Annotated in this window: 11 protein-coding genes and 1 pseudogene; 6 read left to right on the plus strand and 6 right to left on the minus strand. The window is 74.4% G+C overall.

From position 1 onward, the window contains the following. Nucleotides 1–377: 377 nt before the first annotated feature. A complete protein-coding gene (locus ACGH2B_RS25610; RefSeq protein ID WP_399097319.1) occupies nt 378–2225 on the plus strand; it encodes a protein kinase in 1848 nt (615 codons plus the stop codon). 48 nt (nt 2226–2273) lie between these two features. Here the strand turns inward: ACGH2B_RS25610 and ACGH2B_RS25615 are convergent, their stop codons facing one another. Then, the gene (locus ACGH2B_RS25615) at nt 2274–2603 is read right to left on the minus strand and encodes a hypothetical protein (protein ID WP_399097322.1); all 330 of its coding nucleotides are present in this window, start codon (nt 2601–2603) and stop codon (nt 2274–2276) included. A gap of 128 nt (nt 2604–2731) precedes the next feature. Next, nucleotides 2732–3085: pseudogene (locus ACGH2B_RS25620) on the minus strand (alpha-galactosidase); the annotation flags it as partial. Between the two features lie 607 nt (nt 3086–3692). Between ACGH2B_RS25620 and ACGH2B_RS25625 the strand changes: the two are divergent. After that, nucleotides 3693–4730 carry an NUDIX domain-containing protein gene (locus ACGH2B_RS25625; RefSeq protein ID WP_399094445.1) on the plus strand — a complete coding sequence of 346 codons (1038 nt, stop codon included), beginning with the start codon at nt 3693–3695 and terminating at the stop codon, nt 4728–4730. A 171-nt stretch (nt 4731–4901) separates the two neighbouring features. Here ACGH2B_RS25625 and ACGH2B_RS25630 read toward each other — a convergent pair whose 3' ends face one another. Then, nucleotides 4902–6263 carry a dipeptidase gene (locus tag ACGH2B_RS25630; protein ID WP_399094448.1) on the minus strand — a complete coding sequence of 454 codons (1362 nt, stop codon included), beginning with the start codon at nt 6261–6263 and terminating at the stop codon, nt 4902–4904. Between the two features lie 185 nt (nt 6264–6448). On the opposite strand from ACGH2B_RS25630, the gene ACGH2B_RS25635 reads away from it, so the two are divergent. Beyond that, nucleotides 6449–7669, plus strand: a complete 1221-nt coding sequence (locus tag ACGH2B_RS25635) for a geranylgeranyl reductase family protein (RefSeq protein ID WP_399094451.1) — start codon at nt 6449–6451, stop codon at nt 7667–7669. Between the two features lie 377 nt (nt 7670–8046). On the opposite strand, the gene ACGH2B_RS25640 is transcribed toward ACGH2B_RS25635, so the two are convergent. Continuing rightward, nucleotides 8047–8487 (minus strand): nitroreductase family deazaflavin-dependent oxidoreductase, encoded by a 441-nt coding sequence (locus ACGH2B_RS25640; RefSeq protein WP_399094454.1) that lies wholly within the window; start codon nt 8485–8487, stop codon nt 8047–8049. 245 nt (nt 8488–8732) lie between these two features. Between ACGH2B_RS25640 and ACGH2B_RS25645 the strand changes: the two genes are divergently transcribed. Then, nucleotides 8733–9479 (plus strand): TetR/AcrR family transcriptional regulator, encoded by a 747-nt coding sequence (locus tag ACGH2B_RS25645; RefSeq protein ID WP_399094457.1) that lies wholly within the window; start codon nt 8733–8735, stop codon nt 9477–9479. Between the two features lie 88 nt (nt 9480–9567). Here the strand turns inward: ACGH2B_RS25645 and ACGH2B_RS25650 are convergent, their stop codons facing one another. Continuing rightward, complete coding sequence (locus ACGH2B_RS25650) at nt 9568–10170, minus strand: LysE family translocator (RefSeq protein WP_399094460.1); 603 nt, start codon at nt 10168–10170, stop codon at nt 9568–9570. A gap of 436 nt (nt 10171–10606) precedes the next feature. Beyond that, the gene (locus ACGH2B_RS25655; protein ID WP_399094463.1) at nt 10607–11359 is read right to left on the minus strand and encodes a maleylpyruvate isomerase family mycothiol-dependent enzyme; all 753 of its coding nucleotides are present in this window, start codon (nt 11357–11359) and stop codon (nt 10607–10609) included. 403 nt (nt 11360–11762) lie between these two features. Between ACGH2B_RS25655 and ACGH2B_RS25660 the strand changes: the two genes are divergently transcribed. Both ACGH2B_RS25660 and ACGH2B_RS25665 read left to right on the plus strand, forming a co-directional pair. Then, the gene (locus ACGH2B_RS25660; RefSeq protein ID WP_399094466.1) at nt 11763–12992 is read left to right on the plus strand and encodes an ROK family protein; all 1230 of its coding nucleotides are present in this window, start codon (nt 11763–11765) and stop codon (nt 12990–12992) included. A gap of 510 nt (nt 12993–13502) precedes the next feature. Further along, complete coding sequence (locus tag ACGH2B_RS25665) at nt 13503–13892, plus strand: PPOX class F420-dependent oxidoreductase (RefSeq protein WP_399094469.1); 390 nt, start codon at nt 13503–13505, stop codon at nt 13890–13892. Nucleotides 13893–13945 lie beyond the last annotated feature (53 nt).

The following is a 13945-nucleotide window of genomic DNA, read 5'->3' on the forward strand; positions in this document are numbered from 1 at the left end:
CCGCCGGATAGCCGCCCTCGTCCCGGTACGTCCGGTACGGGGGCGGCCCTCCGTATGCGGATGTACGCACCGGGTGCCGGGGACTCCGGCCCGCCGGTGGGTGATTCGGGGCTCCGGAGGCGTCCCCGGCACTCCCCGGGCGCCTTACCCTGGTGCACGTCGGAAGAGGCGGGCAGTGAGGCGGCCGGCGATGTCGTCGGGCGGGCAGCGGGAGGAACGGCCACGTGACTTCGGGGGAGCGCGGACAGCGCGGTGCGGACGAGGGCAACGGCGCGGGCGGAGCGGGTTCCGCCCGGCCGGACGAGGTGACGGCGGGGCCACCGGGCCCGGACGCCGGGCAGAAGGGCGCGGGCGGGGCCCGTGCCGACGACGATCTGATGGGCCGTCTGCTCGGCGGCCGTTACCGCGTCACCGGCCGGATCGGCCGCGGCGGGATGGGCGTGGTCTGCCGCGCCGTGGACGAGGTGCTGGGCCGCGAGGTCGCCGTCAAGGTGCTGCGCGCCTACACCGACGCCTCCGCGCCGGAACTGGCCGATCTGCGCATCCGTATGCAGCGCGAGGCACGCGCCGCGGCGCGGATCCGGCACTCCGGCGTGATCACCGTCCATGACGTCATCGACGAGGGCGGGCGCCCCGTCATCGTCATGGAACTGGTCGACGGGCCGTCGCTGGACGACGCGGTCGGGCGGCGGGGCGGCATCGAGCCGCGCGAGATGGCCGCGATCGGCGCCCGGGTGATGGACGCGCTGGACGCCGCGCACCGCGCCGGGGTGCTGCACCGCGATGTGAAGCCCGGCAACGTCCTGCTGGACAGCAGCGGCCGGGTGGTCCTCACCGACTTCGGCATCGCCAGCATCGAGGGGCCGGGCGACGGCGCCGAGACCAACCTCACCCGCAGCGGCGAACTGGTCGGCTCGCTCGACTACCTCCCGCCCGAGCGCGCCCAGGGCATGGGCCCGAGCCCCGCCTCCGACATCTGGTCGCTGGGCATGACGCTCTACGCGGCGGTCGAGGGCGGCGGCGCGCCGTTCCGCCGTACGTCGGTGTACTCCACGCTGACCGCGATCGTCACCGAACCGCTGCCCGAGCCGCGGCGGGCCGGACCGCTCGCGCCCGTCCTGCACGCGCTGATGGCGAAGAACCCGGCGGAGCGGCCGGACGCGGCGCAGGCCCGGGAGATGCTCCAGGCGGTCGCCGACGGACGCGATCCGGGGGCCGTGCCGGTGCCCGGCGCTCCGCATCCGCCGACGGCGACGGACATCAAGCCGGTCGGCCCGCCTCCGCCGCCGCAGGCGGTCGAGACGGCCGCCGGATCCGCGGACACCGGCGGCAACGTCTCGGGCGCGCCCACCGGTTGGCTCTCCGGGCCGGGTGCGGCGAGCGCCGCCCCGCCGCCGTCCGGTGCTCCGGAGCCGGTGCACGATCAGCCGACGACGGTGGTCGGCGCGGTGGCGGCGTCCCGCTCCGCCCGGGACACGGCGTCGCTGCCGCGCCCCCGCCGCGGCGGACGGGTCGCGCTCGCCGTCGCCGCCGTGCTGGTGGTGCTCGCGACCGGCGCCGGTGTGACGTACGTGGCGCTCGGCGGCAAGAAGGAGAACGTCGCGAACGGCGGGGCGCCGACGCCGACCGACGGCAGCGCGAGCCGCGCCACCGAGCCCGGCGCGCCGGTGTCCCCGAACGCCGAGGAGAGCGGCAAGGGCGACGGCAAGGACGGCGGCGAGAAGAGCGGCGAGGACGCGGGCGAGGGCGACGCCGGGCAGGGCCCGAGCGGTGAGCCGTCGCGGTCGGGTGAACCGTCCGACGACGCCTCCTCCCCGAGCGGCGACCCGGGCAAGGGCCACGGCGGTCCGGGCCACCACGGCGGGGGTTCGGGCGGCGGTTCGCACGGCGGCGGTCCCGGCGGCGGATCGGGCGGTGGCGGCAACAGCACCCCGCCGCCGGAGACCTCGTGCACCCCCGGCGGCGCCGGGAAGACCAACTGCGTGGTGTGGCGCACCGCCGACTCGTACAACGCGTCCGGTCAGAAGGTGGGGGTGCTCAACAGCGGCACCAACTACTTCTACTGCCAGGCCAATCTGGGCCGCCGGGAGACCAGCGGCCGCTGGACCAACGTCTGGTGGGCCAAGACGGACGACGACAGCGGCAACACCGGCGTCTACATCAGCGTCGTCTACCTCAAGGGCGGCGCCAACGACCAGCCGATGCCGGGGCTGCCGACCTGCTGACCGCCGCCGTGCCGGGCGGGAGAGCCGCCCGGCACGGGGCGTCCGTACTCAGTCGCCCTGCCGCGGCGTCACCCGGTGGCGTCCACCGCCCGCCGTCGCTGCCCAGCAGGGCCGCCTGCCGGCCCAGCGGGTCCTGATCGAGCACCAGACGCCCTTACCGCGGAGGACCCCGTACGTCTGCGGGGAAGCGGGACGCAGATCGGTGCCGATGAGCAGTGGTGCGGCCCTCATCGCCCAGAGAGTGACGTGGCCGCGGTCCTCGGTGTCCGTCGCGCCGCCGGTGCCGGCCTCCGGCCTGCCCGGGTCGTTCCGGCCCCGGGGGCCGGCGTACGGGGCGAGCGGCGGAATGAACGGCGTGTTCGCCCAGTGGTCACCGATAGCACCGGTGCTCCGCCACGACCGCCCGAACTCCGCGGCCCATTCCCACGGTTGTTCTCACCCCTTTCGCAGGCGCTGTACGTGATCGGGCGGCCGGTGGCACGCGGTGCGTCACACATGGCGGTGTGGCGCTGCCGGGCGTCCACACCGTGGTTGTCGCAGTTGTCGTACCGGAGATGGTCGATTCCCCAGGAGGCGAACTGCCGGCCGTCGGATTCCTCATGGCCCAGCGCTCCGGGAAAACCGATGTCGCTACAGGCCCGGGTACCCGCACTGCTGTAGATGCCGAACTTCGGTCCTTTGCCGTGGACGTAGCCGGCGACCGCCGCGACGCCGTGCGGAAATCGGATCGGATCGGGGACGAGCCGGCCCTTCGGGGCGCGGGTGGGCATCGCCCAGCAGTCGTCGAGTTCGGCGTAGGTGTATCCGGCGTCGCCCTTGAGCCCTTCGGTCACGAAGAGATCGGCGATCTCCTTGCCCATTTTCTCGTTGAATCCCAGGCCGCAGTGGGAGAATTCCCGTTGCTGAATCCATCGGGGGAGTGGCCGCGAGGTCGTCCGCAGTCTTTCCGCCGGAGGACGGGAAGGACGGCGGGGCGGCTGCCGCGACGACGCGGAACGGCGCGGCGGACAGCGCGCCGAGGGCCGCGGTGCGCCCTCGTCGGGTGGCGGGTGAGGGCAGAAGCTGACGCCTGATCAGGTCTGCGTACTCGAAGACGGCGAGGGATGGGCCGGTCGCCAGGGGAAGGCGACGGCAGGGCGCGTGGAACTCCGGAATTCCGGTGCGATGGCCGCCGTCATATGCGGATGCGGGCGTTCCCCGCGCCCGTGCGCGGGCGGGGGTTTCGGTCCGGGAAGCGTTGGGGAGCGCTTGGTTGCCGAGGGCTTCGCGGGGCGGGATACGAGCTGGTGTCCCCACCGTGGCGCATTTCGCGACCGGCGCGTGCACGGGGGCCGCGCAGCGCCCCGCGTCCATGGCGCCGCCGCGCGTTGCGCACCGTCCCCGGATGTGCGCGCGGCCTGGAATCGAGCGTTTTCCGTGGCAGGCTGGTGCGGGCAACTCACCTGGTTCCAGAGAAGAGGGGACACCGTGATCGTCTGGCTGAACGGCACGTTCGGTGCGGGCAAGACCACAGCGGCGCAGGAATTGCTCGACCTGCTTCCCGGGAGCACGCTCTACGACCCCGAACTCCTCGGTCAGGGCCTGCGGATGATGCTGCCCGCCAAGCGTCTGGAGGAAATCGACGACCTCCAGGACCTGCCCGCCTGGCGCCGGTTGGTCGTGGACACCGCGGCGGCGCTGCTGACCGAGGTTCCCGGCCCCTTGGTGACCCCGATGACGTTGTTGCGTCAGGAATACCGCGACGAAATCTTCGGCGCGCTCGCCGCCCGCCGTATTCCGGTCCGGCATTTTCTGCTGGATGCGGAGGAAACGATCCTGCGGGAGCGGATCGCCCACCGCGAGGAAACCGCCGCCGACCGGGCGAGCGCGGCACAGGTCCGCCGCTGGGGCCTGGACGCCCTCACCTCGTACGCCGAGGCGCGCAGCTGGCTCAAGGACGACGCGTACGTCGTGGACACCGGCCGGCTGACGCCCCGGCGGGCCGCGGCGGAGATAGCCGAGGCGGTGCGCTCCGGCACGGCCGACTGCGGCATCGTGCAGACACCGGAGCCCACCGCCGAAACCCTCGCCGCCGGGGTCCTGCTCTTCGACGACGCCGACCGCGTCCTCCTCGTCGACCCCACCTACAAACCGGGCTGGGAGTTCCCCGGCGGCATCGTCGAGCACGGCGAACCGCCCACCCAGGCGGGGCTGCGCGAGGTCGTGGAGGAGCTGGGGCTCCAACTGCCGCGCACCCCGCGCCTGCTCGTCCTGGACTGGGAGGCGCCCGAACCGCCCGGGTTCGGCGGGCTGCGGCTGCTCTTCGACGGCGGTCACCTCACCGACCAGCAGACCCGCGGGCTGACGCTGCCCGGCGCCGAGCTGCGCGAGTGGCGGTTCGTCACCGAGTCCGAGGCGGAGGAGATGCTGCCGCCGGTCCGCTTCCGCCGCCTGCGCTGGGCGCTGCGGGCCCGCGAACGCGGCTGCCCGATGCTCCTGGAACGGGGCGTCCCGGCGGGCGGCTGACGCGGCGGGCCGGGGGAGCGGCGGCCCCGGCGGACGGGCGCGCGGCGGTGCGGTGACCGGCGCGCGGCGGTGCGGTGCGCGCCGGTCCGGGAGCCGCCGGGCGCCCGGAGCCGAACCGCCCCGGGCGCCCGCACCGTTCACGGCCGCCCGGGGCCGTGCGTTCCCCGGCCGTCAGCCGCGCTCGGCCGCGTACCGCTGGAGGAACAGCGCCTCGGCGAGCGACAGCCGCTCCAGCTCCTCGGGCGAGACGCTCTCGTTGACCGCGTGGATCTGCGCGTCCGGCTCGCTCAGCCCGATCAGCAGGATCTCCGTCTCCGGGTAGAGCGACGCCAGGGTGTTGCACAGCGGGATGGAGCCGCCCATACCGGCGATCTGCATCTCCTGGCCGTCGTACGCCTCCCGCAGCGCCGCGGCCATCGACGCGTACGCCGGGCTGCCGGTGTCGGCGCGGAACGCCTGGCCCTGGCCGACCTGCTCGACGGCGATCCGCGCGCCCCAGGGCGCGGCGTTCTCCAGATGGGCGGTGAGCAGCCGCGTCGCCTCGGCGGCGTCGGTGCCCGGCGGCACCCGCAGGCTGATCAGGGCCCGGGCGCCCGCGTGGACGGACGGGGTGGCGCCGACGACCGGCGGGCAGTCGATGCCGAGGACGGTCACGGCGGGGCGGGCCCAGAGCTGATCGGCGATGGTGCCGTCGCCGATCAGCCCGACACCGTCCAGCACCTTCGCGTCCTTGCGGAACTCCTCCTCCGGGTACTGCAGCCCCTCCCACGTGGCGTCCGCGGCGAGACCGTCCACGGTGGTGGAGCCGTCCTCGGCGCGCAGCGAGTCCAGGACGCGGATCAGCGCGGCCAGCGCGTCGGGCGCGGCGCCGCCGAACTGGCCGGAGTGCAGATTGCCGGCCAGGGTGTCGACGGAGACCCGCACCAGCGTCATCCCGCGCAGCGTCGCGGTCGCCGTGGGCAGCCCGACGCGGAAGTTCCCGGCGTCCCCGATGACGATGGTGTCCGCGGCCAGCAGCTCCGGGTGCGCCTCGGCGTACCGCTCCAGGCCACCGGTGCCCTGCTCCTCCGAACCCTCCACGATGACCTTGACGTTCACCGGCACACCGCCGTGCTCCCGCAGCGCCCGCAACGCCGTCAGGTGCAGGATCACCCCGCCCTTGCAGTCCGCCGCGCCCCGCCCGTACCAGCGGCCGTCCCGCTCGGTCAGGGTGAACGGCGGAGAGTCCCAGGCGGCCTCGTCCAGCGGCGGCTGCACGTCGTAGTGCGCGTACAGCAGCACCGTCGGCGCGCCCTCGGGGCCGGGCAGGAAGCCGTAGACCGACTGCGTACCGTCCGGGGTGTCCAGCAGCGCCACGTCCTGGAAGCCGTCGGCCCGCAGCGCGCCGGCGACCCAGCCGGCCGCCGCCTCGCACTCGCTCTTCGGGAACTGCTCCGGATCCGCGACCGACCGGAAGGCCACCAGCTCGGCCAGTTCGGTACGGGCGCGGGGCTGCAACGCGGCGACGGTGCGGGCCAGCGGGCTGTCAGACATGGACGCTCCTTGTGGGCGCGGTGTGTTCCTCCGGACCCGTGATCCGCCGGGTTCGCGGGGCCGCGGGCGACCCGGAGGTACGGGTGTGAATCCTCCCGATCTTCCCACAGGCGTTCGAGCCGAGCGCGGCCCGTAGGATGCGGGCGGTAGGCCCGGCACGGAATCGAACAGGAGCAGACGCACAGGTGAGCAGCGAGCAGGCAGCCCAGGACAACGAGCAGGTGTGGGACGTCGTGGTGGTGGGCGCCGGACCCGCGGGCGCCTCGGCGGCCCACGCGGCGGCGTGCGCGGGGCGCCGGGTGCTGCTCCTGGAGAAAGCGGAACTGCCCCGTTACAAGACGTGCGGCGGCGGCATCATCGGCCCCTCCCGGGACTCCCTGCCGCCCGGCTTCACGCTGCCGCTGCGCGACCGGGTGCACGCGGTGACCTTCTCCCTCAACGGCAAGCTGACCCGCACCCGCCGCTCCCGGAGCATGCTGTTCGGGCTGATCAACCGGCCCGAGTTCGACGAGGGCCTGGTCAAGGCGGCCAAGGACGCGGGCGCCGAGATCCGTACCGGCGTCGCGGTCTCCCGCGTCGAGCAGCACGGTACGGAGGTGCCCGACCGCCGGACGGTCGCCGTGGTGCTCAGCGGCGGCGAGGTGATCCTGGCGCGCGCGGTGGTCGGCGCGGACGGCAGCGCGAGCCGGATAGGCGCGCACGTCGGCGTCAAACTCGATCAGGTCGACCTCGGTCTGGAGGCGGAGATCCCGGTGCCGCCGACCGTCGCCGAGGACTGGAAGGGCCGCGTCCTCATCGACTGGGGCCCGCTGCCCGGCAGTTACGGCTGGGTCTTCCCCAAGGGCGACACCCTCACCGTCGGCGTGATCTCGGCCCGCGGCGAGGGCGCCGCGACCAAGCGGTACCTGGAGGACTTCATCGCCCGGCTCGGCCTCGCGGGCTTCGAACCGGCGATCTCGTCCGGGCATCTCACGCGGTGCCGCACCGACGACTCGCCGCTCTCCCGCGGCCGCGTCCTGGTCGCCGGGGACGCCGCGGGCCTGCTGGAGCCGTGGACGCGTGAGGGCATCTCCTTCGCGCTGCGCTCGGGGCGGCTGGCGGGGGAGTGGGCGGCCCGCGTCGCCGAGGCGCACGACGCCGTGGACGCCCGCCGTCAGGCCCTCAACTACGCCTTCGCCATCAAGGCGGGCCTCGGCGTCGAGATGAGCGTCGGCCGCCGGATGCACGCCGTCTTCGCCCGCCGCCCCGGACTGCTGCACGCCGTCCTCACCGGCTTCCGCCCCGCCTGGAAGGCGTTCGCCGACATCACCCGCGGGACGACCACCCTCGGCGAACTGGTCCGCAGCCACCCGATGGCCCGCCGCGCCCTGGACGTCATGGACCGCCGGACGGCCAAGGAAGGGTGAGCGGGGCGCCGCCGCCGGGCCGGGAGCTGCGGACGGGGCGCGGGCGTTGACCTGCCTTGGGGGTGTCCTGGTCGGAGGGGGCGTCCTGGTCGGAGCGTTGCGGGGTGGTCGTTCCGGTCCGGTGGTCGCGGCGGGGCCGTCGGCCCGGTGGTGGTCGTTCCGGTCCGGTGGTCGCGGCGGGTCCGCCGGCCCGGTGGTGGTGGTCTGCCGTTTCGCCGGGCCGCGGAGTCGTTCATGCCGCCGTTGTCCCCGTCGCCGGGCCGTCACGCCGCGGTCTGTACCGGCGGCCCGTCGTTCTGCTGTCCGCCGTCCGCTGTCCGCAGTCCGTAGTCCGCTGTCTGCCGCTCCGCCGCTTTCGTCGTGCCTGGCCAGGCGGTTCACGACTCCGTGATGCGGAAGACGGGGTGCCGTGGGGCCGCGGTGCGCAGCGCCGCGTCGGAGGAGTCGGCGGTGATCTCGCCGAAGTACGACTTGACCTCCCAGCCCCAGCGCCGCAGGTAGGCCCGCAGCAGCTCCGGCGTCTCGCCCGGCGGCACCTCCACGGCGGTGAACGGGCGGGTGCGGCGGCCGACCCGCGGTTGCCCGCCACCGGCCGCGCGCATGTTGCGCACCCAGTCGGACTCCCCGCGCGCGGAGACGAGATAGCGCGCGCCGCCGTACGTCATCGGGTTGACGGGGACCCGCCGCCAGGCGCCGCTCCGGCGGCCCCGGACCGACAGGTCCGCCGCACCGGCGAGGCTGATGCCGCGGCGGGCCAGCCAGCCGACGGCGGCGTTGAAACGGGCGGCCGTACGGCCGGGCTCGAGGTAGCGGGACATCTGACCCTCCAGGGTGCTCAGAACTCTTCCGACGCGGCGACAGGGCTCTTCCGACGCGGCGATGAAGCGCGGGCCGGCTCGTCACCACAGGTCGGCACCACGGGGGTGGCCACGGAAGTGTGAGCACTGCTCTCGCTTGAGATCAGTGTGCACGGCTGGGCTGTGTCCGCGCAAGAGCAGTGCTCTCGTTCTGGCGCGGTGTTCGCTTTCTGGTGCGGTGATCCGAGGGATGACAGACTCCTGCCATGACGGCGATCCGAGGGGCCAGGGAACGGGCCCGCAGCGAAATCACCACGGCCATCAAGGACGAGGCCCGCAGCCAACTCGCGGCCGAGGGCGCCACCAAGCTCTCCCTGCGCGCCGTGGCCCGCGCTCTGGGAATGGCCTCCTCCGCGCTCTACCGCTACTTCCCGAGCCGCGACGACCTGCTCACCGCCCTGATCCTCGACGCGTACCACGCGATCGGCGCGGCGGCGGAGGCTGCGGACCCCGGGGCGGGGGGCGCCGGGGCGAGGAACGCCGACGCGGCGGGTGCGGCCGAGTGCGTCGAGCGCTGGGTCGCGGTCTGCGGCGGGGTCCGGGCCTGGGCGCTGGCCCACCCGCACGAATACGCTCTGCTCTACGGCACGCCCGTCCCCGGCTACCACGCCCCGCGGACGACGGCGGCGCCCGCCGGACGGGTCGCCCGCGTGCTGATCGCGGTGATCGCCGACGCCCACGCGGCCGGTGCACTCCGCACGCCGCCCGTACCGCTGCCCGAGGCGGTCGCGACCGAGGCGCGCACCCTGATGGCGGAGCTGGATGTCGACCTGCCCGCGCCCGCCATGGCGGCCCTGGTCGCCACCTGGGCCCAGCTCTTCGGCCTGCTCAGCTTCGAGGTGTTCGGCCAGTTCAACCGGGTGATCGAGGACCGCGACGCCTTTTTCGCCCATACGGCCCGGAGGCTCGCGGAGGGCGTGGGGCTGAGCGCCGGGCCGGGCGGCACGGCCTGACCCGGCGGCCCCGCCCTTACGAGGCGACCTGCGCCTCCCTGCGTTGACGACTGACGACTGACGACTGACGGGTAACGGGTGACGGCTGTCAGCGCAGGGCGACCGCCGCCTCCGTGCGTTCGGTGGCGATCTTGACGGCGAAGCCCGCGAGCGCGGTGCCCATCACGTAGCGGTGCAGGCGCTGCCAGAGGGGGTGCCGGGCGAAGAACCCGGCGACGGAGCCGGCGGTCACGATGAAGAACGCGTTGCCCGCGACGCCCACCGCGATCTGGACCAGCCCCAACAGCAGCCCCTGGGCACCGACATGGCCACGCTCCGGATCGACGAACTGTGGCAGCAGCGAGATGTAGAGGATGGCCACCTTGGGGTTGAGCAGGCAGGTGAGGAAGCCCACCAGGAAGAGCTTACGGGGCCCGTCCGGCGTCAACTCCTCGGTGGCCAGGGGAGACCAGCCGCCCGGCCGGACGGCTTTCCAGGCCAGCCGGAGCAGATAGCCCGCACCGGCCAGCTTGATCGCCAGGTAGATCTCCGGCACCAGCGCGAAAACGGTGGCGATCCCGGCGGACACCGCGACGAGATAGACCAGGAAGCCGAGGAAGACCCCGGCCAGCGAGATCAGCCCCGCCCGGCGTCCCTGGGAAATCGACCGGGAGACCAGATAGATCATGTTCGGCCCCGGCGTCAGCACCATGCCGAACTCCACAGCCGCGATCCCCGCCACCGCTTCCGGCCCGATCACCGCACACCCCCGTACGCACGTTCGCCTGGACGCAACCTAGCAGCCTGAGGGCGTGCGCCCGGTCCCCGTTCCTTCCGCCGCAGGGCCCCGGGGCCCTGCGCGCGCCGCGTGGCCTCGCGTCCGAAGTGCGCCGTACGCCCCAGTGGTTCAGGGCGTACCGCGCGACCTGGCCCGCGGCTCCGTCCGGCAGACCGCCGGGTGGACGGACGCCCGGATCCGCGTCTTCCGGCGCCCGCGGATCAGTTCCGGCACCCGGGACGAGGCGGCCACGAGGTGTTCCTCGGACAGGACTGCTGCGTGACCTGCGTGACCTCCTGCCGGCCCGTCCGCACCACGCGGCTTCTCCTCACCGGTCCTCCCGAGGCCCGGCTCCCGCCCCGTCAACCCGTCAGATTCCGCCGTGTTCCTCCCAGAGCCGTACGAGGGCCTCGTCACCCTTCACCGTCAGGGCGTCCCACGGTGCGCGGTTCCACAGGGTGAGGTAGAGCGCCTCGGCGGGCCCCTCGACGCTCAGGTCGGCGGGCTCGTCCGCTCCCACGCCGCCGGGGGTCCGCAGGGTGCGTGCCGGGGCCTCGGACAGGTGGACCGTCCACCCGGCGTCGGCCGCGTCCGTCGCCCGCACCCGCAGGGTCTTCGGCTCCGTGGTGCGTACCCGGCTGCGCTCCTGGCTGTGGATCCCGGTCAGTATTTCGTCGACACCGTCCGCGGCGAAGGCGGGCGGCAGCGGTGTGAGGGGGGCGCCGAGCGCCTGCTGGGCATCGGCGCGGTGGATGGCCGTCTCGTGCGCCTGCCGCCGGGCCCAGAAGGTGAGCGGCGACGAGGCGGGCAGGAACGTCCACGCGTCGAGGGACTCCGGCGCCTCGTGCAGCGCCAGCACCAGACGGTGGTGGCCCTCCCGCAACCACGGCACCAACTCCTGATCGGCGAGATCGGGAGCCTCGTCCGGCCTCGACGGATGCTCCAGCCCCTCGGTCACGTACCCCGTGGCCCAGCGGTGGACCCGGCCCACATGGACGACCAGATCGCGCATCCGCCATTCCGGACACGCCGGAATCGGGGCGTCGGGCCCGGCCTCCTCCGCGGCGGCGGCCAGCAGGGCTCCGTCCAGCCGCAGTGCTTCGACGAATTCGGTGATCTCCATGCGTCCGAGTCTGCCAGCCACCACTGACAACGGACCCGGGCGCCCCTTGCCCGCTCGACCGCGTGCCACCCTCGGACTGCCCCTGACCTCTGCCTTCGTCCATCTCGTCCGCTCTCACTTCCGTGCCCTCCCGCCCCGCTCGTGCTGTGCGGGGCCGGCCTCCTCACCGGCCCGGCGGGGGCGGGGCGTTGACGGTTTCCGAGGCTCGCGCGCGTGGGGTGACGAGCCTTGCCGGGCGCCGATACGTCCGCTGCCCGCTGCCCGCGGTCCGGTCGCTCCGGCCGGTGCCGTCGGCCGTGTGACGCCCGGCGGCGAGCGGGTCCGGCGGGTGCGCACCCACCGGAATCGGGCGCGGGACCCCACCGTGTTTTGTTCCGATGCGGTACAAAGCCAGAATGGGGGCGTGACCCAGACTCGGACAACCAGGCTGGAGCGGGGCCGTGCCTCCCTCGGACCCGCACTGGAGCTCGTACACACCGGACGCGCGCCCACCCGCGCGGTCCTCACCGCGGAACTCGGCGTGACCCGCGCGACCGCCGGAGCCGTCGCGGCGGAGCTGGAAGCCCTCGGCCTGATCATCGTCGACTCCCGGCCGACCGCCTCGGCGGGCTCCCAAGGGCGGCCGTCCCACCGCCTGTTCGTCAACGAGCGCGGCCCCGTGGTGCTCGCCGCGCAGATCCACGCCGACGGCTTCCGCGTCGCCCTGGTGGGGCTCGGCGGACGCATCGTGGCCACCACGACCGGAAGCGGCACCATCCCCGCCGACCCGGCCCATGTCCTCGCCGAGGCGGTCGGCGCGGGCGCCGGACTGCTGCGGAAGACCGGCCGCCGCTGCCTGGGCGCGGGCCTCGCCGTACCGTCGGCCGTCGCCGAACCGGACGGCGAGGCGCTGAACCCGCTCCACCTCGCCTGGCCCGCCGGCGCCCCCGTACGGGAACTCTTCCAGCGCGCGCTCGCCGACGCCGCGATCCCGGGCGTCACCGAGGCGCTCGGCTTCAGCGGCAACGACGTCAACCTCATGGCGCTCGCCGAACACCGGCACGGCGCCGGACGAGGCGCCCGCGACCTGCTGTGCGTCGCCTCCGGGCACCGCGGGGTCGGCGGCGCCCTGGTCATCGACGGCCGCCTGCACAGCGGCAGTTCGGGGCTCGCCCTGGAGGTGGGCCACCTCACGGTGCACCCCGAGGGAGCCCCCTGCCACTGCGGCAGCCGGGGCTGCCTGGACGTCGAGGCCGATCCGCTGGCCTTCCTGAACGCGGCCGGGCGCCCCCCGGGCCCCGAGGGCTCGCTGCTCCACCAGTCCGCCGACCTGCTGCGCACCGCGTACGACGACCCCGCCGTCCGTGCCGCCGCCGACCTCCTCATCGACCGGCTCGGCCTGGGCCTGGCCGGGCTGGTGAACATCCTCAACCCGGACCGCATCATCCTCGGTGGCCTGCACCGCGCCCTCCTGGAGGCCGACCCGGAACGGCTCCGTGCCGTCGTCGCCGACCGCAGTCTGTGGGGCCGCAGCGGCGGCGTCCCGATCCTGCCCTGCGGCCTCGACCACAACAGCCTCGTCGGCGCGGCGGAACTCGCCTGGCAACCGGTGCTGGACGACCCGCTGATCATCCAGGAGAGCCGGAAGGCGTAGACGGAGCCGGTCATCGCCTACGGAGAGTGCTGCGCGGCGCCCACGTATGCCGACGGGGTTCTCCACCTGCGACAGAGCAGGTGGGCGGGCATATACGTGCGCCAACCGCCCTCTCCGCCAAGGCGGTTGCCGATGCCCGTCCCGCCGCGTTGTCAGTGGCTTCGGTTACGTTGTGTGACATGACGAACGAGCAGTCGAAGCGGATGCGGCCGCTGAAGCATCAGAAGCGGTCGGGACCGCCGGGGTGGCGGAAGCGGCCGGAGCCGCCGGGGCCGGATACGGGGCGTACGGATCGGCCATTCCGGTCGAACGCCCCTGGCGGGCCGGGGAGTCGGAGCCGCCGCGCGGGCACGGGGCCGCAGCTCCTGCGCGGCGGCGCTCCGGACCGTGCCGGTGGAGCGGGGGTGGCCAGGGGCGGGCGCGGGCCTGCCGTGCCGACCGCCGCGACCCGGCCGTCCCCCGGGCGCACGGCGCCGCCGCATCGCCGTCGCCCGGCCGTAGGCTTCCGCCATGATCGCCGAAGCCCTGGCCCGCAGCCCTTACGTCAGCCTCGTCACCTATCGGCGCAGTGGTGCCCCGGTGGCGACCCCGGTGTGGGCCGTCGCGCAGGGGGACGAGCTGCTGGTGTGGACGCGGAGCGACAGCGGGAAGGTCAAACGGCTGCGCCGCGACGCCCGGGTGACGCTCACCCCGTGCGATGTGCGGGGCAACCTCACCGAGGGCGCCGACACCCTGGAGGGCACCGCCCGCCTCTTGGAGGGGCCCGACGGCCTGGCCCGGGTACGCCGTGCGATGGCCGGCAAGTACGGACTGCGCTTCCGTGTCCTCGACACCGGAGGCGCCCTGCTCCGCCGCGGGAAGCGACCCCATGTGGGCATCGCCGTCACCTTCCCCCGCTGAGCCCGGGGCGCGCCCGGCCGGCGCCCGCCTTCCGGGCTCCCGCCCGGCCGCCC

It is taken from the genome of Streptomyces sp. BBFR2, from assembly GCF_044497305.1.
Lineage (GTDB): Bacteria > Actinomycetota > Actinomycetes > Streptomycetales > Streptomycetaceae > Streptomyces.